This window comes from Nonomuraea ceibae, from assembly GCF_019396325.1.
Classification (GTDB): domain Bacteria; phylum Actinomycetota; class Actinomycetes; order Streptosporangiales; family Streptosporangiaceae; genus Nonomuraea; species Nonomuraea ceibae.
The window spans coordinates 1-26,052 of sequence record NZ_JAHKRO010000009.1 but is presented as its reverse complement, the minus strand read 5'-3'; the positions used below and the strand labels follow the sequence as shown (position 1 = coordinate 26,052).

The window sequence follows — 26,052 nt, the reverse complement described above, 5'->3', positions numbered from 1 at the left end:
TCACGCCGGTCCGTCCAGTCGACGCGTGGAGGTCCCACCCGAAATGTCTTCGCCATCATTCCGCTCTCTTCCCGCGCAGGTCGACCTGCCCGCGCTCGAGCGCGAGGTCCTGGACCGCTGGCGGGACGGGAAGATCTTCGAGCGCTCGATCCAGCAGAACGAGGGCAACCCGTCCTGGGTCTTCTACGAGGGCCCGCCCACCGCCAACGGCCTGCCCGGCGTGCACCACGTCGAGGCGCGCGTGTTCAAGGACCTGTTCCCGCGCTACAAGTCGATGCGCGGCTTCAGCGTCCCCCGCAAGGCCGGCTGGGACTGCCACGGCCTGCCCGTCGAGGTCGGCATCGAGAAAGAGCTCGGCCTGTCCGGCAAGCGCGACATCGAGGCCTACGGCATCGCCGAGTTCAACGCCAAGTGCCGCGAGTCCGTGCTGCGCCACGTCGACGCGTTCGAGCAGCTCACCGAGCGGATGGGCTACTGGATCGACCTGTCGACGGCCTACCGGACCATGGACCCGGCCTACGTCGAGGCCGTGTGGTGGTCGCTCAAGGTCGTCTTCGACAAGGGGCTGCTGTTCCGCGACTTCCGCATCACGCCCTACTGTCCGCGCTGCGGCACCGGCCTGTCCGACCACGAGCTGGGCCAGCCCGGCGGCTACGAGACCGTCACCAGCCCGTCGGTCTACGTCCGCATGCCCGCGACCTCCGGCCCGCTGGCCGAGCTGGGCGCCTCGCTGCTGATCTGGACCACCACGCCGTGGACGCTGGTGTCCAACACCGCCGTCGCCGTGCACCCCGACGTCACGTACGTCGCCGCCCGCACCGCCGACGGCGAGGTGCTGGTCGTGGCCGAGCCGCTGCTGACCGCCGTGCTCGGCGAGGACGCCACGGAGCTGGCCCGCTTCACCGGCCGCGAGCTGGAGCGCACCACGTACGAGCGGCCGTTCGAGCTGGTCGACATCCCCGACGCCCACTACGTGGTGCTCGGCGACTACGTCACCGTCGAGGACGGCACCGGCCTGGTCCACCAGGCGCCCGCCTTCGGCGCCGACGACATGGCCGTCATCAAGCGCTACGACATGCCGGTCGTCAACCCGATCGGCCCCGACGGGCGCTTCCTGGACGACGTGCCGATGGTCGGCGGCGTGTTCTTCAAGGACGCCGACGAGCGGCTGACCGGCGACCTGCGCGGGCGCGGGCTGCTGTTCCGCGGCGGCCACTTCGACCACAGCTACCCGCACTGCTGGCGCTGCCACACGCCGCTGCTCTACTACGCGCTCCCGTCGTGGTACATCCGCACCACCGCGGTCAAGGACCAGATGCTGGCCGAGAACGCCCGCACCAACTGGTACCCCGACACGGTCAAGTGGGGCCGCTTCGGCGAGTGGCTGCGCAACAACGTCGACTGGGCGCTGTCGCGCTCGCGCTACTGGGGCACGCCGCTGCCGCTGTGGGTGTGCTCCGCCGACGAGAGCCACGTGACCTGCGTCGGCTCGCTGGCCGAGCTGGGCGAGCTGGCCGGGCAGGACCTGTCGGCCCTCGACCCGCACCGGCCGTTCGTCGACGACGTGGCCTTCCCCTGCCCGACGTGCTCGGCCGAGGCCCGCCGGGTGCCCGACGTCATCGACGCCTGGTACGACTCCGGCTCGATGCCGTTCGCCCAGTGGGGCCGCCCCGGCAAGCCCGAGGGCGTCTACCCGGCGCAGTTCATCTGCGAGGCCACCGACCAGACGCGCGGGTGGTTCTACTCGCTGATGGCCGTGGGCACGCTGGTGTTCGGGCAGTCCTCGTACGAGAACGTGCTCTGCCTGGGGCTCATCCTGGCCGAGGACGGGCGCAAGATGAGCAAGCACCTGGGCAACATCCTGGAGCCGATGCCGCTGATGGACCAGCACGGCGCCGACGCGCTGCGCTGGTTCATGGCCTGCTCCGGCTCGCCGTGGGCGGCCCGCCGGGTCGGCCACAACGCGCTGGAGGAGATCGTCCGCAAGGTCCTGCTGACCTACTGGAACACCGCCTCGTTCTTCACCCTGTACGCCAACGCCGAGTCGTGGTCGCCCGCCATGCTCGCCGACGCCCCGCCGGCCGCCGAGCGCCCGCTGCTCGACCGGTGGGCGCTGGCCGAGCTGCACCGCACGGTGGCCGAGGTCACGGCGGCGCTGGACGAGTACGACACCCAGCGGGCCGGGCGCAGGCTGGCCGAGTTCCTCGACGACCTGTCCAACTGGTACGTGCGCCGCTCGCGCCGCCGGTTCTGGCAGGGGTCGCGGGAGGCGTTCGCCACTCTGTACGAGTGCCTGGAGACGGTCACGCGGCTGATGGCGCCGATGACGCCGTTCGTCACCGACTACCTGTGGGACGTGCTGCGCGGCGAGGACGCGCCCTCCTCGGTGCACCTGGCCTCCTGGCCGGCCGTGCGCGAGGACCTGCTCGACCCTGCGCTGTCGGAGCGGATGGCGCTGGTGCGGCGGCTGGTGGAGCTGGGCCGCTCGGCCCGCGCCTCCTCCGGCGTCAAGACGCGTCAGCCGCTCGGCCGCGCCCTCGTCGGCGCGCAGGGCTGGCCGTCGCTGCCGGGCGAGCTGCGTGACCTGGTCGCCGACGAGCTGAACGTCCAGGCTTTGGAGGACATGTCCGGCTTCAGCGCCGATCTCGTGTCCTACACGGTCAAGCCGAACTTCCGGGCGCTCGGCAAGCGGTTCGGGTCCCAGACCAAGCTCGTGGCCGCCGCCGTGGCCGCCGCCGACGCCACCGCGCTGGCCCGAGGGCTGCGCTCCGGCGCCGCGGTGACCGTGGACGCGGGCGAGCTCGGCCAGGTCGAGCTCGGACCGGACGAGGTCATCGTCACCGAGCAGCCGCGCTCCGGCTGGGCGGTGGAGACCGGCGCCGTCGACACCGGCACCGGCGAGACGGTCGCGCTCGACCTGGAGCTGACCGACGAGCTGCGCCGCGCCGGGCTGCTGCGCGAGGTCATCCGCCTGGTGCAGGACGCGCGCAAGTCGAGCGGCCTGTCCATCACCGACCGCATCGACCTGTGGTGGACGGCCTCGGGCCCGGACCTGGCGCAGGCGCTGCGCTCGGGCGGCGGCTCGGTCGCCGACGAGGTGCTGGCCTCCTCGGTCACCGAGGGCGCCGAGCCCGGCCTGCCCGAGCACACCGACCCCGACCTGGGGCTCACCTTCCAGCTCCGCCGCGCCTGAGACGTCCCGCGCTCCCTCCCGGGCGGCGGTAGGGCCTGCCCTACCACCGCCCGGGGGGAGCGCCTTCCTTGTCCGGGAACCGGGCCGCCGCAAGACTTGGCCAAGCGCCCATTTGCTTCCGGAAGGAGCTCGTCCCATGCGAGTCCAGGTCAACGGCACCACCCTGTACGTCGACGTTGAAGGCGCCGCTCTGGAGCCCGACGGCTGCACGATGCGGGAGAAGCCCACGCTCGTGCTGCTGCACGGCGGCCCCGGCCACGACCACACCATCTTCAAGCCCGCCTACCGGCAGCTCGCCGACGTGGCCCAGCTCGTCTACGTCGACCAGCGCGGCAACGGCCGCAGCCAGGACTCCGACCCGGCGACCTGGCACCTCGACCAGTGGGCCGACGACGTACGCGCCCTCTGCGACACCCTCGGCATCGTCAGCCCGATCGTCCTCGGCTGGTCCTGGGGGGGCGCCGTCGCCATGAACTACGCCGCCCGCCACCCCGGCCACCCCGCCAAACTGATCCTGCAGAGCACCGTCGCCCGCTGGGACGTGGACCGCGTCGTCGAGGGCTTCCGCGCCGAAGCGGGCGAGGAGGCCGCGCTGGCCGCCAAGGCGTTCCTCACCGAGGGCACGCCGGAGACGTTCGCCGCCTTCGGACGGCTCTGCGCCCCCGCCTACAGCCCCGACCCGGCCTTCCCCTCGGAGGCCGACATCCAGGCGATGGCCCGCATGACCCCCAACCCGGAGCTGACCATGAGCTTCATGTCCACCGCCCGCTTCGACCTGCGCGACCGGCTCGCCGCAATCCGCTGCCCGACGCTCGTCGTGGCGGGCTCCCGCGACCCGATCACGCCCCTGGACACCGCCCAGGAGATCGCCGCCGGCGTGCCCGGGGCCCGGCTGGAGGTGTTCGGGGGCTCCGGCCACTTCGTCCCCGACACCGAGGGCGAACTGTTCTTCTCCCTGCTGCGCGCGTTCGTCGCATGACGTACCTGCCGGCCGGGGAGCGGCGCCGGCTCATCGCCGACGCGGCCATCGAGGTGATCGCCGAGGAAGGGCTCGCGCACGCCACCACCCGGCGCATCGCCGAACGCGCCGGCACGCCGCGCGCCACCATCCACTACTGCTTCCGGGGCAAGGACGAGCTCATCATGCTCGTCCTGGAACGCGCCGGCGCCACCATGCGCGCCGCCTTCGACGGCCTCGACCCCGCCGCCGGGCTGGAGGCCACCCTGCGCGCCCTCGTCGCCACCTACTGGCGGTGGATCCGCGACCACCCCGGACTGCACCTGGCCCTCATGGAGCTGACCATGTGGGTCATCCGCAACAAGGACAGCGTGCTGCCCGGCTCCCAGGACGTGTGGGAGGCCGTCAACGGGCCGCTCGGCGGCGACCTCATCCGGTCCGCCCTGGACGCCGCCGCCGACGCCGACGGCATCCGGCCCGCCGTGCCGACCGGGGAGCTGACGCGCTTCCTCATCCACCGGATGGACGGGCTCGTCTTCGAGTACGCCGAGACAGGCGACCCGGCCGCCTGCGAACGCCAGGCCACCCTCCTGGCCGACGCCCTGGTCACCCTGACCCGAGCCCACCCCTGAGCGAGCCCACCCCCCGCACCCGGCCTCACACCACGGCCGGGGTGTGAGGCCGGGGTGTGAGGCCGGGGTGTGAGGCCGGGGTGTGAGGCCGGGGTCACGCCTGGACCGGGTCGCGCCGCGGCCGGGGGCGGGGCGGGGGCGTCAGAGGTCCACGGTGCCGCCCACGGGCAGGCGCCGGATGTCCGCGCCCAGGCCGTCCCGCTCGCTCTCCAGCACGCCGTCGAGCACCTTCAGCCCCCACTCGTTGAGCAGCCCGTCATGCACGGCGAACGCCCTGCGCGGCCGCATCGTCCGCAGATAGCCGATCAGGTCGGGCACCGTCATCCACGGCGCCTGCCCCGGCACCAGCAGCGTCGGCACGTCCACCACGGTGAGCGCGTCACCCGGGTGGAACACCTCCCCGTCGACCAGGAACCCCACGTTGCCCACCGGCGGCACGTCGGGGTGGCTCACATGGTGCCGCTCCCCCACGACCGCCACCTCGAACCCGGCCGCCTTCACCACGTCACCGCCCCGCACCACCTGCACCCGCTCGGCGAGCTGCGGCAGCTTCCGCGCCACGACCTCACAGGTGTAGATGACGAGGTCCGGCTTCTCCTCGGCCGCCGCCCGCAACCGGTCGGCGTCGAAGTGATCCCAGTGCTCGTGCGTGACCAGCACCGCCTCCGCCCCGGCCAGGGCGGCGGGGTCCGGCATGATCATTCCGGGGTCGATGACCAGTGCCCGCGAATCCTTCTCCAGCCGTACGCAGGCATGTCCGTACTTGGTGAGCCTCATGCGGCCATCCTGCCGCCCGTACATCGCCCCGCAGGCCCGGCTTCGCGTACAGCTCAACCCGCCGCACGTCCGGCTTCGCGTACAGCTCAACCCGCCGCGCGCCCTCTCGGACGCGGGGCGGTGTCGTCGATGTCAGCCGACGGTCTCGCGCTCGTTCTGGCAGACCGAGCAGCTCGTCAGCCCGGCCGCCTCGGCCTGCGCCTGCGTCATGGTCTCCACGCCCGAGTCGCCGGCGCCCTGGATCAGCGGGCACGCGGTGCTGTGGTAGCGCCGGGTCCCGACGATGACCTTCACCGTCCCGCCGCCGTTCTTGCCCTGGGCAGCGGCGGCCTCACGGCCCTTGCCCGCGGCACCGGCCGTCCCCTTGGCTGACTCCGCCGACGAAGTCGGGCGCCCCGGACCAGCGGACTCCCCCGCCGTCCCGGCCGTCCCTTCCTCGGCTGCCCGAGACTGCGCCTTCCCCTTGCCCGCGCCGGAGGCACCGCCTTCCGCGGCCCCCTTCCCGGCCCCACTGCCCGAAGCGGCCCCGCCCTTGGCAGCGGAACCCTTGGGCGCTGAGTCCTTGGGCGCGGGGCCCTCGGTCACGGGGCCCTTGGCGCCGGTCGAGGCGGCACCGGTAGAGGTGCCGCCACCCGACGCGCCACCCGTTCCGGCGGCCCCGCTCGCGGCGGCGCCCGTCGGCCTGCCACTCCCGGAGGTTCCGGCGGCTCCGCTCGCGGAAGCGCCCGTAGATCTGCCGCCACCTGAGGTTCCACCATTTCCGGCGCTGCTCGGGGTGGCGTCTGACGGGGCGGCCCCTCGTGAGGCGCCGGTGGGAGCGGTCCCCTGGGAACCGCCCGTCGGGCCGGTCTCCTTGGAGTCACTGGCCGAGCTCGTCCCCTTGCGATCGCCGGCCGGGGCAGTGCCCTTGGGGGCGTCGGCCGGGGCAGCGCCCTTGGAAGCGCCCGCCGAGGGGGCGGTCTTCGCGTTGCCTGTCGAGGGGCGGTCGGCCGGGGTGGCGTTCTTGGGGTTCGTGCCGGAGGGCAGGGGGCCGCTGGGGCGGGCCGATTCCGCGGACGAGGCCGGGCGTTCCGGCGCGTCACCCGCTGGGGAGCCGGGCCGGGCGCCGCCTGCGGCGGGTCGCCTGACCCCGCTGGGCGGCGTCATCTCGGAGGCCGCCTCAGCCTGGCGGGACGTACTGGAAGAGGACGGGCCGGAAGCGGACGGGCCGCCCGACGCGCTGGGCCGCTCCGTGCGGCCCGGGGCGGCGGCGGGAGGCTGCGGGACCGGCGTGCCGTCGGCGGTGACGCGCGGCTGCGGCTGGGTGTCGGGATCGCGGTCCGCCGGGCCGGCGTCTCGGTCGGCGGCGCGGGCGGCAGTGGGCCGCCCCGGCTTGGCGCCGGGCAGCGGGAGGGAAGTCCTGGTCTCCGTCTCGTCCTCGTCGGAGGCCGTGGCGCTGCCGCTGGGACGGGAGCCGGAGGGGGTGTCGTCAGGCTTGGCGGCCGGGCGGGCGAACCAGCCGGACGCGCTCTCACCGTCCTCGGCGGACGAGGCGGGCGAGGCGGACGGGCCGTCGGCAGGCGCGGGGCGCCCCTCGGCGGGCGAGGCGGCTGCGGCCTCGGCACGCGACCCGGTCGTACGCTCATCAGGCGAAGCAGACGAAGCGGGCGAGCCCGGCGACGCGGATGAACCGGACGGGGTGGGGGTGGAAGCCTGGGGACCGGACTTCGGCGGGGCGACCGGGGAGCGCAGGTCGCGCGTGGGTTCGGCGGGTTCGGCCAGATGTGCGGCGGAGACCGCGGGCTCGGGGTCGGCGGCAGGCGGCAGCTGCCGTCCGCCGAGCGCGGCGTCCGGGAGGCAGGCGGTGCAGGGCGTGAAGCCCTCCTCCCGCGCCTCTTCGTACGTGAGCTCCTCGTGATCCCGTCCGGCGAGCTGGCGGCATCCCGGCACGTGGTAGCGCCTGCGTCCGGGAATGACCAGCACGATCGCGTCCGGGGAGATCCCTCCGGCCGTCGCGGGGCGGTGCGTCGCGGGTGCCTGCGCGGGCCGGGCCGCGGGCGCGGGCACAGGTGCGGGCATCGCCGGAGTCCGCTGGTACGGGTGCGGACCGGACGGCTGTTGTGTCCCCATCGGGGCCCCCATCGAGGTCCCTGCCGAGGTCGTCATCGGGCCGGTGCGGGTGTGCGGCGCCCCGGGGGGCACGAGCCCTGCCGGAGGGGGGGTGGCCGGCGCAGCGGCCTGCCCACCACCGGGGAACAGCTCGTGACGCCGCAGCAGCGCTCCGATCACCAGGAACAGCGCCGACAGCACGCTGACCACGATGGACCACATGATCAGGAACGGCTTGGCCAGTACGAAGCCCGCGATCAGCAGCACGACCGCCGCGAGCACCAAACCAGCACTGATAAGGATCACTAGGGGCTCTTTCGAGTGACGGGTCCGGTCGACCCGTTACTTTACCGGCGGTCGTTGTGGGGACCGTCACCGCCGGGGAAGGCGCCCTGCGGAGCCTCGCCGCCGAACGGGTTCTGGCCACCGGGCAGAGGCTGCTGACCACCCTGAGGCACGGCGTGCGACATGGCGGGAGCGCCGGGACCGCCCGACATGACCGGGAACCCGCCGCTGCCCTCCGCGGAGACGTTGAGCTCGGCGAGCTGGTTCTCCAGGTAGAGCTTGAGGCGGCTGCGGTATTCGCGTTCGAAGCTGCGCAGCTCCTCGACCTTGCGCTCGAGCTCGTCGCGGGTCTGGACGAGGGAGCCCATGGCCTGACGGTGGCGCTCCTGCGCGTCGCGCTCGAGCGTCTCGGCGCGGGCGCGGGCGTCGCCGATGACCTGCTCGGCCTGGCGGCGGGCCTTGGTGAGGATCTCGTCGGCCTCGCGGCGGGCGCGGGTGACGGTCTCGTCGGCCTCGCGGCGGGCGTCGGCGATCGCCTGGTCGGCGGTCTGCTGGGCGAGGGCGAGAACGCGGGCCGCGGTGTCCATGTTGTCCTCGGCGGGAGGCATGTTCATGGCCACGGGAACCGGCTGGGGCTGCGGCTGCGGCTCGGGGGCCCGCATGGGCTCCGGCTGCGGCGGCTGCATCATCTCCGGCTTGGGCTGCTCCTGGACCGGCGCGGAAGCCATGGGCATGTTCATGCCCCCAGGCACCTTGCCGCGCAGGCACTCGGCCAGTTTGGCGCGCAGCTCCTCGTTCTCCTGGATGAGGCGGTCAAGCTCGGCCTCGACCTCGTCGAGGAACGCGTCGACCTCTTCCTCGTCGTAGCCCGGTCGCAACCGGGTCGTGCTGAACTGCTTGTTCCGCACATCAGCGGGCGTAAGCGGCATCTTTTGGTCTCCTTGGCGCGCTTTGGAGTCTGTCCGGAGGGACGGTAACCCGAATCACTTCAGCGCGGACACGAGTTGGATCACGACCTGTGCCCCGCGGCCCCCACTCATCGGCCGCCGAACGATCCTACGATGTTGATCAGCAGCAGGACGATGATGAAGAGGACAGTGAAGCTTAGGTCAAAGGCCACCGTACCCAACCGGAGCGGGGGAATGAAACGGCGGAGGAACTTGAGAGGCGGGTCGGTTGCGGTGTATGTGGCTTCGGCGAGCACGAGGACGACCCCTGAAGGCCGCCACTGCCGGGCGAAAGCCTGCACTGTCTCGAAGATCATCCGGCCGATGAGCAGCACCAGATAAAGAGACAGGACGACGACCAAGATCTGGCTTACGATCCCCACGGTCCGGCCGTCCCTCCACTTCCGATGTGTCCGCCCGGTCTCGGGGAGACCTGGTTGGATCCGATAGGCATACAGAGACTCTAACTCTGGTTGAAGAACCCGCGTTCCGCGATTCGAGCCTTGTCCTCGGCGGTCACCTCGACATTGGCAGGGGACAACAGGAACACCTTGTTGGTAACACGTTCAATGCTGCCATGTAGCCCGAAGACCAGACCTGCCGCGAAATCGACCAGCCGCTTTGCGTCGCTGTCAACCATTTCCGTCAGGTTCATGATGACCGGCGTGCCGTCGCGGAAGTGCTCGCCGATGGTCCGGGCCTCGTTGTACGTCCGGGGGTGGAGGGTCGTGATGCGGGCCAGATCGGTCGTACGGCGCTCCAGGACGGTCGTGGCGGGCCGCGGCGCGGGGACCCCGGGCTCGGCCTCCTCTTCACGGTCCTGGACCGTTACGGGACGTTCCTCGCCGGTTCGCGGCCCGTCGTCCTCGTAGGTGTACTCATCCGTGTAGGGCTCGTACCTCTCGTAGCGGTCGTCCTCCACGAGACCGAGGTAGACCGCCATCTTGCGCATCGCGCCGGCCATCGCTAAGTCGTCCTCCTGCTCATGGTCGCACTCGCTCGGGCCTGTCGCCGGGCCCGAGGCGGTAGCCGTACCCCCTTGGAGCTCACCGCTGATCGACCTCTACCGGATCGCGGGCCTTGAAGACCCACTTGAGGGGACATTACCTGACGAAGAGCTTGCGGCGGCCGAGCAACGCCGTACCGATCCGCACATGTGTGGCGCCGTGCGCGACGGCCTCGGCCAGATCGTCGCTCATACCCGCCGAAATCATCGTGGCACGTGGATGCCGGTCCTGTACGGCCAGCGCCACTTCGCGCAGCCGCGCGAACGCCGCCCCCGGGTCCTCCCCCAGCGGCGCCACGGCCATGACGCCGCCGAGCCACAGGCCCGGCGCGGCGGCGATCTGCGCGGCGAGCTCGGGCACCTCGGCGGGACGGGCGCCGCCCCTGGCCGGATCGTCGTCGAGCGCCACCTGGACCAGGCAGCCGACCTCGCGGCCCTGCCGTACGGCCTCGCGGCTGATCGCCTCGACCAGCCGGAGCCGGTCGACGGAGTGGATCACGTCGGCGTAGCCGACGACGGAACGGACCTTGTTGGTCTGCAGCTGCCCGACGAAGTGCCAGGTCAGCGGGAGCCCGGCGCACTCGCGCGCCTTGGCCGCCGCCTCCTGGTCCCGGTTCTCCGCCACGTCGCGCAGGCCCAGCTCGGCCAGGATGCGCACGTCGTCGGCCGGGTAGGTCTTGGTCACGGCGATCAACGTCACTTCGCCCCGGTCACGCCGCGCCGCCCGGCACGCCTCCCCGATGCGTCCTTCGACCTCGGTGAGGCCCGAGGCGATCTCTTCCCTTCGCACGCCTCTCCTTCCTGTGCGCCCCCATCCTCCCGCACCCGGCTCCCCGCCACGGCCCCGCCCCCCTGGTGGGAACGGTCCGCGGTCACGTACGAGAAGAGGGTCACAGGCCCCTGACACAGCGGCGCCGCTCCCCTGGATGGACGAGGGAGCGGCGGGGGCCTGCGGTGCTATTTGAGGAAGTCGGGGACGTCGAGCTCCTCCTCCTGCTCCTCGAAGACCACCGGCCGACGTTTGGCGGGCTCCGACATGCGGGAGGTGATGGGCGTGGGCGGGTTGGCGGGCTCCGGGGTGGGCCGCGGGATGGAGACCGGGCCGGGCTGGTCGTCCTGGCCGGCGGCCGGCTCCTGGGCGCTCTCGGCGGGCCGGGCCGGCTCCGGGCGGGGCTCGGGCCGGGGCTCCGGCCTGAAGTCCGTACGGGGCGGCTCGGGACGCGACTCGGGCCTGAAGTCGGCACGCTGCTCCGGACGCGACTCGGCGCGGGGCTCGGGGCGCGGCTCGGGCCTGAAGTCGGCGCGCTGCTCGGGACGCGACTCCGGGCGGAACTCGGAGCGGGGCTCGGGGCGCGGCTCGGGCCTGAACTCGGCGCGCGGCTCCGGGCGGAGCTCGGGCCTGGGCTCGGGCTTGACGGCGGCCGGTGGCGTGCTGGAGCGCGCGGGCGGCGGCACGGGCGGCGCGGCGGGCTGCGCCGGCGCCTGGGCGGCGGGACGCGCCTGCGGGCGCGGCAGCGGCTTCTCGGCCGGCGGCAGGTCGTCGAAGCCCGCGGCGATCACGGTGACCCGCACCTCGTCGCCGAGCGCGTCGTCGATGACCGTGCCAAAGATGATGTTGGCGTCGGGCGCGGCCGCCATGGAGACGAGCTGGGCCGCCTCGTTGATCTCGAACAGGCCGAGGTCGGAGCCGCCCGCGATCGATAGCAGCACGCCGTGGGCGCCGTCGATGCTGGCCTCCAGCAGCGGGCTGGAGACGGCCATCTCGGCCGCCGCGACCGAACGGTCGTCGCCGCGCGCGTGGCCGATGCCCATGAGCGCCGAGCCCGCGCCCGACATGACCGACTTGACGTCGGCGAAGTCGAGGTTGATCAGGCCGGGCGTGGTGATCAGGTCGGTGATGCCCTGCACACCGGAGAGCAGCACCTGGTCGGCCGCCTTGAAGGCGTCCAGGACGCTGACCTGCCTGTCGGAGATCGACAGCAGCCGGTCGTTGGGGATGACGATGAGGGTGTCGACCTCGTCGCGCAGCGTCTCGATGCCCGCCTCGGCCTGCATGGCGCGGCGGCGGCCCTCGAAGCTGAACGGCCGGGTGACTACGCCTATCGTCAACGCGCCCAGCGATCTGGCGATGTTGGCCACGACGGGCGCGCCGCCGGTGCCGGTGCCGCCGCCCTCGCCGGCCGTGACGAAGACCATGTCGGCCCCCTTGAGGACCTCCTCGATCTCCTCCCGGTGGTCCTCTGCCGCCTTGCGGCCGACGTCGGGGTTCGCCCCCGCGCCGAGGCCGCGCGTGAGCTCGCGGCCCACGTCCAGTTTGACGTCGGCGTCACTCATCAGCAGCGCCTGGGCGTCGGTGTTTATCGCGATGAACTCGACGCCCTTGAGTCCCTCTTCGATCATCCGGTTGACGGCGTTCACTCCGCCGCCGCCGATGCCGACGACCTTGATGACCGCGAGGTAGTTCTGCGGTGCTGCCACGACGAGGGGCCTTTCCGCTCGTTGACTTGCCATTTCGGTGCGGATTTCTCCGCGTCTTGTCAGTTCGGGTAACTCTCAACCTCAAGTTGAGATTTAGATTTATGTCAACCTGAGATTGATACGGACAGTAGGAGTTACGCTCCGCGCGGGTCAACTAACCGCGCCGCAAGCACGTCCGGCGTGTCGCGGGCTGTCCGTTTCGCTCCGTGGTCACGCCTGGTCGGGGGCCTCCACCGCCGTTACCCGGGGTACAGGCTCTCACGGCGGGAGGCCCGCGACGGACAGGCTCGGCGGTGCCGCGGCCCCGAGTTTGGCCGCCCGGGTGACCATGAGGGCCGATCCTCACCTGAGCGTCACCACGTCGGGCGAGCTCACGTCGTAGACCTCGGCCTCGCGCCGCAGCATGCTCGCCAGGATGCGCGCCTTGGCCTCCGGGCGGTCCACGCCGCCCCAGATGACCGTGCGGCCGTCGGAGAGCGTCAGCGTGACGTCCTCGGCCGTCGTGGCGGCCACCTGGCGCACCCGCCCGGCCAGCTCCCCCGGCAGCCCTTCGACGACCTTGAGCGCCGCCATGGTGACCGGGTCGCCCGCGGCGGGCGCGGCGACCTTCAGCACGGGCAGCAGCGGCGGCGCGACGTCCTGCACCTCGATGACCACGCCGAGCTTGTCGATCAGCGCCACCTGGCTCCCGGCGGGCACCTGGGCGACCGGCTCGCGCTCGGCGACCTCGATGCGCAGGGTGCCCGGCCAGACCCGGTCGACCTTGGCGCCGGCCACCTGCCTGATGGCCTGCACCCGGGCCTGGACGCCGGCCAGGTCGACGGTCGCCAGCGGGTGCAGGTCGGGGACCTGGGCCGCCTGCCTGATCCGGTCGGCGGGCACTGTGACATTTCCCACGATCTCCACCGATCGCACGCCCAGCACCGGCGAGAAGAAGATCAGCCACGCCGCCGTCCCCACCACTCCGGCGGTGAGCAGCACCAGGAACACCTTCCGCGCCTTCATCGCCCTCCCCGCGTCACCCTGTGACCCCCGAACCTACGCCGCCGGCCCGGGGGACGCCGTGGCGCCACGCCCGCGTGTCAGCCGTGTCAGCCGCCCGACAGGCGGGCGACGATCTGCGGGCCGAGCTCGGTCACGTCGCCCGCGCCCATCGTCAGGACGACGTCGCCGGCCCGCGCCCGCGCGGCCACCAGCGCGGGCACCGAGGCGCGGTCGGGCGCGTAGGCGACCCGCTCGGCGGGCAGCGGCACCCGCCCGGCGACCAGCGCGCCCGACACGCCCGGCTCGGGGTCCTCGCGGGCCCCGTAGACGTCGAGCACGATCGCCTCGTCGGCCAGGCCGAGCGCGGCGCCGAACTCGTCGGCGAAGAAGCGGGTGCGCGAGTAGAGGTGCGGCTGGAAGATCGCGATGACCCGGCCGTGGCCGGAGTAGGAGGCGACCACGTCGCGGGCGGCCCGCAGGTCGGCGGCCAGCTCGGTCGGGTGGTGGGCGTAGCTGTCGAACACGGCCACGCCGCCCGCCTCGCCCTTGGCCTCGAAGCGCCGCTTGGCCCCGGTGAAGGCCGCCAGGCCGTCCCTGATCTCCTCGAAGGGCAGGCCCAGCTCGTCGGCCACGGCGATGACCGCGGTGGCGTTGAGCGCGTTGTGGGCGCCGGGAACGGCCAGCCGCACCTCGCCGCCGCGCCCGTCGGGGCCCTCGACGGTGAACACGGTGCCGAACCCGTCGGGCTGCACGCCGGAGATCCGGTAGTCGCCCTGCTCGCCGTAGGTCACCACGCGCAGCCCGCGCGCCCGCGCCTGGGCGGCCACCTCGGCCGCGCCGGGGTCGTCGGAGCAGGAGACCAGCAGCGAGCCGATCCGCTCGGCGAAGCGGGCGAAGCTGTCGTGCACGGCGCGCGGGTCGCCGTAGTTGTCCAGATGGTCGGCCTCGACGTTGGTCACCACGGCGATCTCGGGCGCCAGCATGAGGAACGAGCCGTCGCTCTCGTCGGCCTCGGCCACGAACACCTGCCCGGACCCCTCGTCGGCGCCGAGCCCGGTCGTGACGAGCTGCCCGCCCACGCAGTAGGACGGGTCGGCCCCGCACTTCTGCAGGGCGACGGTGAGCATCGAGGTGGTGGTGGTCTTGCCGTGGGTGCCGGCGATGGCCACGCCGGTGCGCCCGGCCATGACGGAGGCCAGCGCGGCGGCCCTCGGGATGACCCGCAGCCGCTGCTTGAGCGCCTCGCCCAGCTCGGGGTTGGAGTCGCGGATGGCGGTGGAGACGACGACGGTGTCGACGTCGCGGATGTGGGAGGCGGCGTGGCCGATGTGCACGGTGGCGCCCAGCTCGCGCAGCTCGGTGACCTGCTCGCCGCTGCGGGCGTCGCTGCCGGACACGCGCACGCCGCGCTTGAGCAGGATGCGCGCGATGCCCGACATGCCCGCGCCACCGATGCCGATGAAGTGCACCCGGCCCAGGTCTTCTGCGGCTACGGGATCGACCAGCTTGACGAGGCTCATCGGGCTATCTCCAACACTTTCCTGGCGAGTATGAGGTCGGCGTCCTTCCTCCCCAGTGTGGAGGCGGCCTCCGACATGGCGGCGACCCGTTCGGGGTCGTGGAGGACGGGCAGCACGTGGTGGACGATCCATTCGGCGGTCAGCTCGGCGTCGTCGACGAGCAGCCCGCCGCCGCCCGCGGTGACGCGCTCGGCGTTGAGCCGCTGCTCGCCGTTGCCGTGGGGCAGCGGCACGTACGCGGCGGGGAGCCCGACCGCGGTCAGCTCGGCGCAGGTGAGCGCCCCGCTGCGGCACACCGCCAGGTCGGCGGCGGCGTAGGCGAGGTCCATGCGGTCCACGTACGGGAGCAGGACGTACTGCGGGTCGCCGGGCGGCGGCTCGTGGTCAACGGTGTTCTTGGGGCCGATGACGTGCAGCACCTGGACCCCGGCGCGGCGCAGCGCGGGGGCGGCGGCCAGCGCGGCCTCGTTGATCGAGCGGGCGCCCTGGGAGCCGCCGAACACCAGCAGCGTGGGCCGGTCGGTCTGCAGCCCGAACCACGAGCGCGCCTTGTCGCCGGTGGACAGCCGGTCGAGCTCGACGATCTCGCGGCGCAGCGGGGTGCCGATGAACTCGGCCTTGCCGATCGAGCTGTCGGGAAAGCCGGTGAAGACGTGGTCGGTCAGCCGGGCGCCGAGCCGGTTGGCCAGGCCGGGGCGCGGGTTGGCCTCGTGCACGACGATGGGCACGCCGCGCCGCTTGGCGGCCAGGTAGGCGGGGGTGGCCACGTAGCCGCCGAAGCCGACCAGGACGTCGGCCCGGACCCGGTCGAGGACGGCGGCCATGGCGTTGACCGCCCCGGCGAGCCTGCCGGGGACGGTGAGCAGCTGCGGGGTGATCGCCCGGGGCAGCGGCACGGCGGGGACCAGCTCCAGCTCGTAGCCGCGGGCCGGGACCAGGCGCGTCTCCAGCCCTCTGTCGGTGCCCACGCAGGTGACGCCGACACCCGGATCGAGGCGGCGTAGCGCGTCGGCCAGGGCGAGAGCCGGCTCGATGTGCCCGGCCGTCCCGCCACCGGCGAGGACCACCCTCATGTCGGTCACTCCCTAACGTCTGTCTCGGCGTCTGCTCGTACGCCCCAGGCCAAGCCAGCTTAGGCCCCGGGCGGCCGGTCCGGGGCCACGTGCGGCCAAGGCCTCGCGCGCTCCGGGCTCCCGTTTGGCGAACGACAGCAGCATGCCCAGCGCGGCCAGCGTCGGCAGCAGCGCCGAGCCGCCGTAGGAGACCAGCGGCAGCGGGATGCCGGTGATGGGCAGCACGCCGAGCACGGCGCCCATGTTGACGAGCCCCTGGCCGACGATCCAGGCCACCACGGCGACCGCCACGAGCCGGACGAAGGCGTCGTTGACGCGGGTCGCCACGCGCAGCCCGGCGTAGCCGAGCAGGCCGAACAGCGCCACGACCAGCAGCGTGCCCATGAGCCCGAGCTCCTCGCCGAGGATGGCGAAGATGAAGTCGCTCTCGCCGTGGGGCAGCCACGACCACTTCTGCCGGCTGCTGCCCAGCCCGAGCCCGAACCAGCCGCCGGAGCCCATCGCGATCTGCCCCTGCACCGCCTGGTAGCCGGCGCCCTGCGCGTCGGCCCACGGGTCGAGGAAGGAGCCGACGCGGGCCATTCGGTACGGCTCCACCCGGATCATGATGATCGCGGCGAGCATGGCCAGCGCCAGGATGCCGCCGAACAGTTTGACCGGCGCCCCCACCACCCACAGCAGCGCCAGGAAGATCATGAAGAGCACGATCGTGGTGCCGAGGTCGCTGCCGAGCATGACCATGGTGGCCAGGATCGCGGTGCCGGGCATGAGCGGGATGAGCATGTGCCGCCACTCGATCCGCCCGGCGCGGGCCCGGCGCGCCAGCAGGTCGGCGCCCCACAGCGCCAGCCCGAGCTTGGCGGGCTCCGACGGCTGCAGGAAGATCGGGCCGAGGTCCAGCCAGCGCTGCGCGCCCAGCTCCGACCGGCCGAAGGCGAGCACCAGGATCAGCGCGATGATCGACAGCGCCATCAGCGGGTAGCCCGCCCACCGGAACACCTTGTACGGCAGCCGCGTGCACAGCCACATGACCAGCACGCCCAGCGCGGCCGACATCGACTGCCTGATGAACCAGGAGAACGGGCTGCCGGTCTTGTGCATCGCCTCGATGCTGGAGGCCGACAGCACCATCATCAGCCCGAGCGCGAGCAGCAGCGTCACGCACCCGATGATCAGGTAGTAGGTGGTGAGCGGCTTGTCCAGCAGCTCCCGCAGCGAGACGAGCTGCTCGCGGGCCCAGCCTGACGGCTCCTGCGTGGCGCGCGAGCGCTGTTCCTTCTCGGAGGCCGGCGCGCTCACGTGGCCGCCTCTAGCCCGCGTACGGCACGCGCGAAGGCCTCCCCTCGCGCCGGATAGTTGGCGAACATGTCCAGCGACGCGCCCGCCGGGGACAGCAGCACGGTGTCTCCGGGGGAGGCCAGCCGGGAGGCTTCGGTGACGACTCGGTCCATCACACCAGTGTCTTGGCCGGAGATGTCCACGACGGGGACATTCGGCGCGTGTCGCGCGAGAGCTTCGGCGATCCGGGCCCGGTCGGCGCCGAGCAGCACCGCGCCGCGCAGCCGGGGGGCCGCCTGCCGGACGAGCTCGTCCACGTCAGCGCCCTTGAGCTGGCCGCCGGCCACCCACACGATCGACGGGTAGGACGAGAGCGCGGCGGCGGCGGCGTGCGGGTTGGTGGCCTTGGAGTCGTCGACGTAGTCGACCTCGCCGACGCGGGCCACGTGGGCCAGGCGGTGCGGGTCGGGCGTGAAGTCGCGCAGGCCCTGCCGTACGGCCTCCGAGGAGACGCCGAGGGTGCGGGCCAGCGCGGCGGCGGCCAGCGCGTTGGCGACGTTGTGCGGCGCGAGCGGGCGCACGTCGGCCAGCGTGGCGAGCTCCTCGGCCGACTCGGCCGGGTCGGCGACGAAGGCCCGGTCGACGAGCAGGTCCTCGACCACGCCGACCTGGCCGGGCCTGGGCACGCGCAGCGTGAAGCCGACGGCGCCCGGGTAGGGGGCGGCCAGCCGGGCGACCTCGGGGTCGTCGGCGTTGTAGATCACGGTGCCGGCCCGCTCGTACAGCCGGCCCTTGTCGGCCGCGTACGCCTCCATGGACCCGTGCCAGTCGAGGTGGTCGGGCGCCAGGTTGAGGATCGCGGCGGCGTGCGGGGCCAGCGTGGAGGACCAGTGGAGCTGGAAGCTCGACAGCTCGACGGCGAGCGCGTCGTACGGCTCGCCCACGGCCTCCACCACGGGCACGCCCACGTTGCCGACGGCGGCGGCCTTGCGCCCGGCGGCGAGCAGGATGGAGGTGAGCATGCGCACGGCGGTGGTCTTGCCGTTGGTGCCGGTCAGCGCCAGCCAGGGGGCGGCCCGGCCGGACCGCAGCCGCCACGCCAGCTCCACCTCGCCGACCACCTCGACGCCCGCGTCGAGGGCGGCGGCGATGAGCGGGTGGTGCGGCGCCCAGCCGGTGGTGACCAGCCGGGTGACGCCCCCGGGCAGCTCCAGCGGCCCGAACCTGACCTCGACGCCGTGCCCGGACAGCTCGGCCGCGGCGGCGAGCTGCCGCTCCCCCTCGGCCGACTCCACGACGACGACCCGCTCGCCCCGCGCGGCCAGCACGCGGGCGGCGGCGGTGCCGGAGACGCCGAGCCCGGCGACGCAGGTGAGGCTCATCAGCGGGGCATCCATTCGAAGTAGAACAGGCCGAGCCCGAGCGCCGCGCACAGCCCGGCGACCAGCCAGAAGCGCACCACGATCGTGGTCTCGGCCCAGCCCTTGAGCTCGAAGTGGTGCTGCAGCGGCGCCATCCGGAACACTCGTTTGCCGGTCATCTTGAAGAAGCCCACCTGGATGATCACCGACATCGTGATGACGACGCAGAGCCCGGCCAGGATGATGAGCAGGAGCTGGGTGCGGGTGGCGATGGCCAGGCCGGCCAGCACGCCGCCGAGCGCGAGCGAGCCGGTGTCGCCCATGAAGATCTTGGCGGGGGGCGCGTTCCACCACAGGAAGCCGACCAGGGCGCCGAGCACGGAGGCGGCCACCACGGCCAGGTCGAGCGGGTCGCGCACCCAGTAGCAGTTGGGGCCGAGCTGGTCGATGCAGTTGTTGCGCAGCTGCCAGTTGCCGATCAGCACGTACGCGCCGAGGACGACGCCGGTGGCGCCGCTGGCCAGGCCGTCGAGGCCGTCGGTGAGGTTCACCGCGTTGGAGAACCCGACGATCATGATGAGGACCCAGATGGTGAACCCGACGATGCCGATCGACGGGCCGAAGTCACGCAGGAACGACAGCCTCGGCTCGGCGGGCGTGATGTCGTAGATGTTGGGGTTCTGCGTGACGAGCACCGCGAAGATCGCGCCGATGATGAGCTGGCCGAGCGCCTTGGCGCCACTGCGCAGGCCCAGGGAGCGCTGCTTGTAGATCTTGATGAAGTCGTCGAGGAAGCCGACGGCGCCGAGCCCGGTCATCAGGAACAGCACCAGCAGCCCCGAGATCGTCGGCTTGGCCAGCGTGGCCAGGTGGGATGCGCCGTAGGCGAGCAGCGAGGCCAGCACGATGACCGTGCCGCCCATGGTGGGGGTGCCACGCTTGCCGTGGTGGCCGGACGGGCCCTCCTCGCGGATCTCCTGGCCGTAGCCGCGTCTGGAGAACAGCCGGATGGCGAGGGGGGTGCCGAGCATGGAGAGGATCAGCCCCACCGCGCCGGCGATGATGATGTCGGTCACTGGGCGGCACCCCCGAGCAGCAGCTCGGCCGTGCGTTCGAGACCCATGGCCCGGGGGCCCTTGACGAGCACGACGTCACCGGGCCGCAGCCACCGGCCCAGCTCGGCCGCCGCCGCCTGCGCGTCGGGCACGTGCGTGATGAGCGGCGGCCCGCCCGCTCCCGGGGGCCCGCCCGCCTCGGCCAGCCGCCTGGCGGCCTCGTGCGCGCCTTCGAGCACCGGACCAGCGTCGGCCCCGGCCACGACCAGGCCCGCCAGGCCGCTGCCGCCCGCCAGCCGGCCGAGCTCGGTGTTGAGCTCCTGGCTCTCGTCACCCAGCTCGCGCAGGGCGGCGATGACGGCGAACCGGCGGCGGCCCCGGCCGAGCGCGGCCAGCGCCTCGAACGCGGCCCGCATCGAGTCGGGGTTGGCGTTGTAGGCGTCGTTGACGACCGTGACGCCGTCGGGCCGGTCGGTGACCTCCATCCGCCACCGGCTGCGCGGCTCGGCCTGCGACAGCTCCTCGGCGATGGTGGCGACCGGCAGGCCCAGCTCGTAGCCCGCCGCGGCCGCGGCCAGCGCGTTGTCCACCGCGTGGCCGCCGTACAGCTTGAGCCTGACGGGAGCCGCGCCCGAGGGGGTGCGCAGCGTGAACGCGGCGCGCCCGCGCTCGTCCACGGTGATCTCCTCGGCCCGCACGACCGCGTCCTCGGATCGGCCGAACAGGGTGACGCGCGCCTGCGTGCGCGAGGCCATCGCGCGCACCAGCGGGTCGTCGGCGTTGAGCACGGCGACGCCGTCGCCCGGCAGCGCCTCGACGAGCTCGCCCTTGGCCTTGGCGATGGCCTCCTTGCCGCCGAACACGCCGAGGTGGGCGGTGCCGACGTTGAGCACCACGCCGATCCGCGGCGGCGCGATGCGCGCCAGGTCGGCGATGTTGCCGATGCTCCGGGCGCTCAGCTCCAGCACCAGGTAGCGGGTGGTGGCGTCGGCCTTGAGGACCGTGAGCGGGTGGCCGATCTCGTTGTTGTGGTTGCCGGCGGGCGCGATCGTCGGGCCGATGCGGGCGGTGAGCCTGGCCAGCAAGTCCTTGGTGGTGGTCTTGCCGGCCGAGCCGGTCACGCCGATCACGGTCGCCGAGGGCAGCGCGGCGGCCTGCGCCGTGGCCAGCTCGGCGAGCGCGGCCGTGGCGTCGGGCACGATGATCGCGGGCCCCTCGACCGGGCGGCCGGCGAGCACCGCGACGGCGCCGGCCCGCAGCGCCTGCGCGGCGAAGTCGTGGCCGTCGACCCGGGCGCCCTTGTAGGCGACGAACAGCGATCCCGGCGCGGCTTCCCTCGAGTCGATGACGACGGGACCCCGCACCACCGCGCGGGGGTCGGCCATGCCCGACAGGGCGCCCGAGGTGATCTCGGCGATCCTGGCCAGAGGCAACGGGATCATGCGTGCTTCCTGCTTTCCTTGCGTGCGTCGATCGCGGCGGCGACCACCTCCCTGTCGTCGAAGGGGATCACCTCGCCTGAAACGTACTGGCCCTGCTCGTGGCCCTTGCCGGCCACGACTATCACGTCACCGCGCCCGGCGCGGCCGACCGCCAGGTCGATGGCCGCGGCGCGGTCGGGCTCAATGATCACATGGGCGCGCTCGTGCCGGGGAACGCGGAGCGCCCCCTCCATCATGGCGGCCAGGATGTGCAGCGGGTCCTCGGAACGGGGATTGTCGCTCGTGAAGACCGCCACATCGGCCAGCCGGGCGGCGGCCTCGCCCATGAGCGGCCGCTTGCCCGAGTCGCGGTCCCCGCCGCAGCCGAGCACGACCGTGAGCGTGCCGTCGGTGACCTCGCGCAGCGAGCGCAGCACCGACTCGACCGCGGCGGGTTTGTGCGAGTAGTCGACGACGGCCTGGAACGCGTCGCCGGAGCCGGTGACCCGCTCCATGCGGCCCGGCACTCCCGTCAGCGTGCCGACGCCGCGCACGGCGTCGGACAGCGGCGCCCCGGACTCGACGAGCGTGACGATCGCGCCGAGCGCGTTGGCGACGTTGAACGGGCCCGGCAGCGAGATCCGCGCCCGCGCCTCCACGCCGCCCGGACCGGCCACCAGGAACTCGCTGCCGTCGGCGCCCAGCCGGACGTCCAGCGCCCGCCAGTCGGCCTCCGGGTCGCCCAGTGCCGAGAACGTCGTCATCGGCACCTTGGCCACGCTCAGCAGCTCGCGGCCGTAGGCGTCGTCGAGGTTGGTGACGCCGCAGCGGCTCAGCTCCGGCTGGAACAGCCTGGCCTTGGTGGCGAAGTAGTCGTCGAAGTCCTTGTGGAAGTCGAGGTGGTCCTGCGACAGGTTGGTGAACAGCGCCACGTCGTAGCAGACGCCGTCGACCCGGCCCAGCGCCAGCGCGTGGCTGGAGACCTCCATGGCGGCCGCCGTGACGCCCTGCTCGCGCATGAGCGCGAACAGGCCGTGCAGCTCGGAGGCCTCCGGCGTGGTCAGCCTGGCCTCGAAGCGCAGCTCTCCGGCGCGGATCTCCACGCCGCCGACCAGGCCGGCCGTGTGCCCGGCCGCGCGCAGCCCGGCCTCCAGCAGGAACGTGGTGGTCGACTTGCCGCTGGTGCCGGTCACGCCGAGGACGGTGATGCCGTCGGCGGGCCGGCCGTAGACCCAGGCCGAGACCTGGCCCAGCACGGCGCGCGGATCGGGCACGATCAGCACCGGCAGGCCGGTGGCGACGGCCGCGTCACGGCCGCCGGGATCGGTCAGCACCGCCACGGCGCCGCGGGCCAGCGCCTCGGCGGCGAAGTCCGCGCCGTGGGCGCTGGCGCCCGGCAGGGCGACGTACAGATCTCCGCGCCGCACCTGGCGGGAGTCGATGGTGACGCCGGTCAGCGCGGCGCGCGGCGAGCGCGCGGTGCCTGAACCGGCGTCGAGCATGGTCGCCAGCCCGGTCAGCGGGCGGGGCGGACTGCTCGTTGGACGCATAGACGACGGGGGACGCACGGCGGCAGCGTACCTTTCCCGGTCACTGTCCCGCGCGTGTCCGCACCGGGGAGGCGGCGGAGCCTGTGGGAGGAATCTTCCTGCTCTTGATGGCGAACGTCATCACATCCTTGAACACCGGCGCGGCCAGCTGCCCGCCGAAGTGGCCGTTCTTGGGGTTCTGCAGCACCGACAGCACCACCAGCCGGGGCGCGTCGGCGGGCGTGAAGCCCACGAACGAGGCGGTGTAGCCGTCGTAGCGGCCGAGTTCGGCATCGTAGCGGTTGGCCGTGCCGGTCTTGCCCGCCACCCGGTAGCCCGGGATGGCGGCGAGCTCGCCGGTGCCCTCCGCGCTCACCGCGGCCTCGAGCATGGTGCTGATCTCCTTGGCGGTCTCCTCGCTGGTCACCCTGGTCTGCTTACCAGGAGGAGCGGGGACGAACCTGCCCGCCGCGTCCGTCGTGCCGGCGACGATCTGCGGCTCGATCTTGACGCCGCCGTTGGCGATCGTCTGGTAGACGCTGGCCATCTGCAGCGCCGTGACCGAGACGCCCTGCCCGTAGGCGACCGTGCAGCTCTGGCTGCCCGACCAGGTCTTGTAGTCGGGCAGCAGCCCGGCCTCCGCGCCCGGCACTCCGCCGCCCGGCCGCGTGCCGAACCCGAACGCCTTGAGCATCTCGTACAGGCCCTGGCTGCCGACCTTGCGCGCGGCCATGACCGTGGCCACGTTGCTCGACTCGGCCACGGCCTGCTGGAAGGTCATGTTCTGCGGCGGGTGCGCGTGCGCGTCGCGCAGCACCCGGTCGGCGCACTGGATGTTGTCCTTGACGTGGAACACCGTGCCCGGCTCGACCACGCCCGCCTCCAGCGCGGCGGCGGCGGTGATCACCTTGTTCGTGCTGCCCGGCTCGAACACCTCGGCCGCGGCGCGGTTGACGTAGTGCGACTCGGGCGCCTTGCGCCAGTTGGCCAGGTCGAGCTCGGGGGCGTTGGCCATGGCGATGATCTGCGCCGTGCGGACGTCCATGACGATCACGGTGCCGCTGCTCGCGCCCGACTTCCTCGTCTGCTCGGCGATCGCCTTCTGGGCCGCCCACTGGATGTCGCGGTCGATGGTCAGCCGCACGTCACGGCCGTCGACCGGCGGCGTGCGCTGGCTGCTGGTCATCGGGATGCGCAGGCCGTCACGGCCCGTCTCCATCCGCACCTCGCCGTCACGCCCCGCCAGCACCGAGTCGCGGGCCTGCTCCATGCCCGCCAGGCCGCTCTTCTCGTCGCCGACGAAGCCGATCAGGCTGCCCGCCAGGTCGCCGCCGGGGTAGACCCGCCGGTACGTCTCCGTGGCCGTCAGCGACGGGATCGGCTCCTTCAGCAGGCGGGTGGCCACGACCGGCTCCACGTCCCTGGCCAGGAGCTGGTAGCGGGTGTCGACGCGGGCCAGCTTGGCGGCCAGCTCGCGCTCGTCCTTGCCCAGATGGCGCGCCAGCAGCGCGGCCACCTTCCCGCGCACCTCCTCGGGCACCTTCGTCGGGTCGATGGCGATCTCCCGCGCCTCGACCGTCACGGCCAGGTCGTGGCCGTTCACGTCGGTGATGGAGCCGCGCTTGGCCTGGATCTCCTCCGTCTGCTGCCGCTGGTCCACCGCCGCCGCCTCGTACACCTTGGAGTCGAGGCCCTGCATCTGGATCAGGCGGCCGGCGAAGATCGACAGCACGAACGTCATGCCGATCAGGCCGATGTTGATCCGCCGGCGCGGGTTGCCCAGGCGCAGCACCAGTGGCGGCCTCGGCGGCACGGGCGGCCGCCCGCCGCCCTGGCGCGGCCCCCGGGGCGGTGGACGGCGGCCGCCGTCCTCGCGGGCGCTGCGGTAGCCCTCCCCGCCGTCGCGGCCCCGGTGCCCGTCGGAGCCGTCGCGCGTGCGTCCCCTGGGGCCCTGGGCGGAGTCACGCGACGTCCGCCTGGCGCTCCCGGGGGCCTCCCGCCCCCGCTCCGCCGGGCTCGGCCTGCGCCCGCCCCCGTCGGGGCGGCGGTCGTCCTGGGGGGCGCGCCGATCGTCCGCGCCGGGGCGGCGCTCGTCCGGGAACGGGCGGCGGCCGCCCGTGGTGGGGCGCCTGCCCGGCGCGTCCTGCCTGTCGCCCCGGCCCCTCGGCCGGTCGTCGCCCTGGGGTCCGCGGCTCCTCGGCCGCTCGCCACCGTCACCTGCCCGCCCGCGGGCCACATCGCCACCATCCTGCCGGGCACGCCCACGCGCCCCCGGCCCCTCGTCCTGCCGGAACCTGCCGCCCGGCCCGTCCTCACCACCATCACCGGAGCGACCCCCGGAGGGCCTTCCACGGCGGGCCCCGTCACGCGGGCCCTCGCCGTCGTCACCCCGCGACCGCCCCCTCGGGCCGTCACCGGCCCCGCCGTTCCGTCCCTCCCCCGCACCACGACGCGACCGCCCGCGCGGCCCGTCCTCGTCGCCTCCGTACGGCCCCTCCCCGCCACGACGGGACCGGCCGCCCGAGGCGTCACCCCGGTACGACCCGTCCCGTTCACCCCGGGTGCGGCCTTCCGGGACGTCACCCCGGGACGGCCCCTCGCCGTCGCGGCGGGAGCGGCCCCGGAAAGCGTCGCCCCGGGACGGCCCGTCCCCGTCATCTCGGGAGCACCCACCGGGGGGGTCACTCCGGGACGGCTCCTCACCCTCGCGGCGGGAGCGGCCCCGGGAGGCGTCGCCCCGGGGCGGTGGGGTGTCGTCGCCGGGCTCATCGGGGGTGAAGTCGCGGGTGAAGGGGAGGTCGAACGGGTCGGGCCGTTCGCGGGGCTCGTCCGGCGGCGTGGGGCGGGCGGAGGTGTTGCGTCCCGCCCGTCCTGGGCCGCCCGGCGTACGACGAGCGGCGCCGGGCCCTCCTTGAGAGCCGGCGCCGCCTGTGCCGCGACCGGGACCTTGACCCCTGCCGCTGGTGCCGCTCACCGCCCCTGGACCGCCTGGCCGGGCTCGGCGGTGTAGGGGTCGACGCTGTCCCACGCCGGGCGCATGCCGAGTTCCTCGGCCTGCCTGGCGATCTCCGTGGGCAGCTTGCTCTGCTCGTTCTTGCGCTTGAGGTCCTCGTTGTGCTGCCGCTCGCTGGCGATCTCGTCCACGAGGGTCGAGGCGGTGATGGAGTCCTGGGCCAGCACGGTGTTGAGCAGCAGCAGGCTCACCAGGCCGCCGCAGAGCAGCCCGACGACGAGCAGCACGAACGGGGCGCGCTGCCGCCGTGCCGGGCGTCGCCGGACGGCGGGGCGCGCCTGCCCGTCCAGCCCGCCGGCGACGCCGCGCCCGCGGTCGGTGCGCGGCCTGCGCGTGCGGGGGTCGGCGCCGGGCCGGGTGCGGGTGGCGGCAGACCGCGGGGCGGCCTCGGTCCTGGTGCGGCCGGCGCGCTCGGAGGCCGCGCCCGCGGACCAGATCGGGAGGGCACACGTCT

At 73.4% G+C, this 26,052-nt stretch carries 20 protein-coding genes; 3 read left to right on the top strand and 17 right to left on the bottom strand.

What is annotated here, in order from left to right:
- Positions 1–43 precede the first annotated feature (43 nt).
- The 3 genes from ileS to KME80_RS08710 all read left to right on the top strand — a co-directional run bounded on the left by ileS (position 44) and on the right by KME80_RS08710 (position 4,783).
- Positions 44–3,193 (top strand): isoleucine--tRNA ligase, encoded by a 3,150-nt coding sequence (ileS, locus tag KME80_RS08720; RefSeq protein WP_219502323.1) that lies wholly within the window; start codon positions 44–46, stop codon positions 3,191–3,193.
- A 136-nt stretch (positions 3,194–3,329) separates the two neighbouring features.
- Positions 3,330–4,172, top strand: a complete 843-nt coding sequence (locus KME80_RS08715) for an alpha/beta fold hydrolase (RefSeq protein ID WP_219502321.1) — start codon at positions 3,330–3,332, stop codon at positions 4,170–4,172.
- Positions 4,169–4,783 (top strand): TetR/AcrR family transcriptional regulator, encoded by a 615-nt coding sequence (locus KME80_RS08710; RefSeq protein WP_219502319.1) that lies wholly within the window; start codon positions 4,169–4,171, stop codon positions 4,781–4,783. The genes KME80_RS08715 and KME80_RS08710 overlap by 4 nt, the downstream gene beginning before the upstream one ends.
- Positions 4,784–4,924: 141 nt before the next feature.
- Here KME80_RS08710 and KME80_RS08705 read toward each other — a convergent pair whose 3' ends face one another.
- The 17 genes from KME80_RS08705 to ftsL all read right to left on the bottom strand — a co-directional run.
- Complete coding sequence (locus tag KME80_RS08705) at positions 4,925–5,560, bottom strand: MBL fold metallo-hydrolase (protein WP_219502317.1); 636 nt, start codon at positions 5,558–5,560, stop codon at positions 4,925–4,927.
- A 132-nt stretch (positions 5,561–5,692) separates the two neighbouring features.
- A complete protein-coding gene (locus tag KME80_RS08700) occupies positions 5,693–7,954 on the bottom strand; it encodes a hypothetical protein (protein ID WP_219502315.1) in 2,262 nt (753 codons plus the stop codon).
- Positions 7,955–7,995: 41 nt separating this feature from the next.
- A complete protein-coding gene (locus tag KME80_RS08695) occupies positions 7,996–8,862 on the bottom strand; it encodes a DivIVA domain-containing protein (protein WP_219502314.1) in 867 nt (288 codons plus the stop codon).
- 107 nt (positions 8,863–8,969) lie between these two features.
- Entirely contained in the window at positions 8,970–9,263 is a 294-nt protein-coding gene (locus KME80_RS08690; protein WP_049564087.1) for a YggT family protein, read from the bottom strand.
- Positions 9,264–9,343: 80 nt separating this feature from the next.
- Positions 9,344–9,844: a cell division protein SepF gene (locus KME80_RS08685; protein ID WP_049564089.1), complete on the bottom strand. Its 501-nt coding sequence runs from the start codon at positions 9,842–9,844 to the stop codon at positions 9,344–9,346.
- A gap of 139 nt (positions 9,845–9,983) precedes the next feature.
- Entirely contained in the window at positions 9,984–10,676 is a 693-nt protein-coding gene (locus KME80_RS08680; protein WP_219502312.1) for a YggS family pyridoxal phosphate-dependent enzyme, read from the bottom strand.
- A 167-nt stretch (positions 10,677–10,843) separates the two neighbouring features.
- Entirely contained in the window at positions 10,844–12,364 is a 1,521-nt protein-coding gene (gene ftsZ / locus KME80_RS08675) for a cell division protein FtsZ (RefSeq protein WP_219502310.1), read from the bottom strand.
- Between the two features lie 342 nt (positions 12,365–12,706).
- A complete protein-coding gene (locus tag KME80_RS08670; protein WP_219502308.1) occupies positions 12,707–13,369 on the bottom strand; it encodes a cell division protein FtsQ/DivIB in 663 nt (220 codons plus the stop codon).
- Between the two features lie 86 nt (positions 13,370–13,455).
- On the bottom strand, positions 13,456–14,868 hold the full coding sequence (gene murC / locus KME80_RS08665) for a UDP-N-acetylmuramate--L-alanine ligase (RefSeq protein WP_219502306.1): 1,413 nt from the start codon (positions 14,866–14,868) through the stop codon (positions 13,456–13,458).
- The gene (murG, locus tag KME80_RS08660; RefSeq protein WP_219502304.1) at positions 14,865–15,941 is read right to left on the bottom strand and encodes an undecaprenyldiphospho-muramoylpentapeptide beta-N-acetylglucosaminyltransferase; all 1,077 of its coding nucleotides are present in this window, start codon (positions 15,939–15,941) and stop codon (positions 14,865–14,867) included. Before murG ends, murC begins: the two co-directional genes overlap by 4 nt.
- Positions 15,942–15,953: 12 nt before the next feature.
- Positions 15,954–17,240, bottom strand: coding sequence for a putative lipid II flippase FtsW (ftsW, locus tag KME80_RS08655; protein ID WP_219502302.1), 1,287 nt, complete (start codon positions 17,238–17,240; stop codon positions 15,954–15,956).
- Positions 17,237–18,616, bottom strand: a complete 1,380-nt coding sequence (murD, locus tag KME80_RS08650; RefSeq protein WP_246644354.1) for a UDP-N-acetylmuramoyl-L-alanine--D-glutamate ligase — start codon at positions 18,614–18,616, stop codon at positions 17,237–17,239. The genes ftsW and murD overlap by 4 nt, the downstream gene beginning before the upstream one ends.
- Positions 18,601–19,656 (bottom strand): phospho-N-acetylmuramoyl-pentapeptide-transferase, encoded by a 1,056-nt coding sequence (gene mraY / locus KME80_RS08645; RefSeq protein ID WP_219502300.1) that lies wholly within the window; start codon positions 19,654–19,656, stop codon positions 18,601–18,603. Before mraY ends, murD begins: the two co-directional genes overlap by 16 nt.
- A complete protein-coding gene (locus KME80_RS08640; RefSeq protein WP_219502298.1) occupies positions 19,653–21,077 on the bottom strand; it encodes a UDP-N-acetylmuramoyl-tripeptide--D-alanyl-D-alanine ligase in 1,425 nt (474 codons plus the stop codon). Before KME80_RS08640 ends, mraY begins: the two co-directional genes overlap by 4 nt.
- Entirely contained in the window at positions 21,074–22,606 is a 1,533-nt protein-coding gene (locus tag KME80_RS08635) for a UDP-N-acetylmuramoyl-L-alanyl-D-glutamate--2,6-diaminopimelate ligase (protein ID WP_219502296.1), read from the bottom strand. Before KME80_RS08635 ends, KME80_RS08640 begins: the two co-directional genes overlap by 4 nt.
- A 40-nt stretch (positions 22,607–22,646) precedes the next feature.
- On the bottom strand, positions 22,647–24,377 hold the full coding sequence (locus tag KME80_RS08630; protein WP_504739704.1) for a peptidoglycan D,D-transpeptidase FtsI family protein: 1,731 nt from the start codon (positions 24,375–24,377) through the stop codon (positions 22,647–22,649).
- Positions 24,378–25,555: 1,178 nt separating this feature from the next.
- A partial coding sequence (ftsL, locus tag KME80_RS08625) for a cell division protein FtsL (protein WP_219502295.1) occupies positions 25,556–26,052 on the bottom strand: 497 nt, incomplete at its 5' end.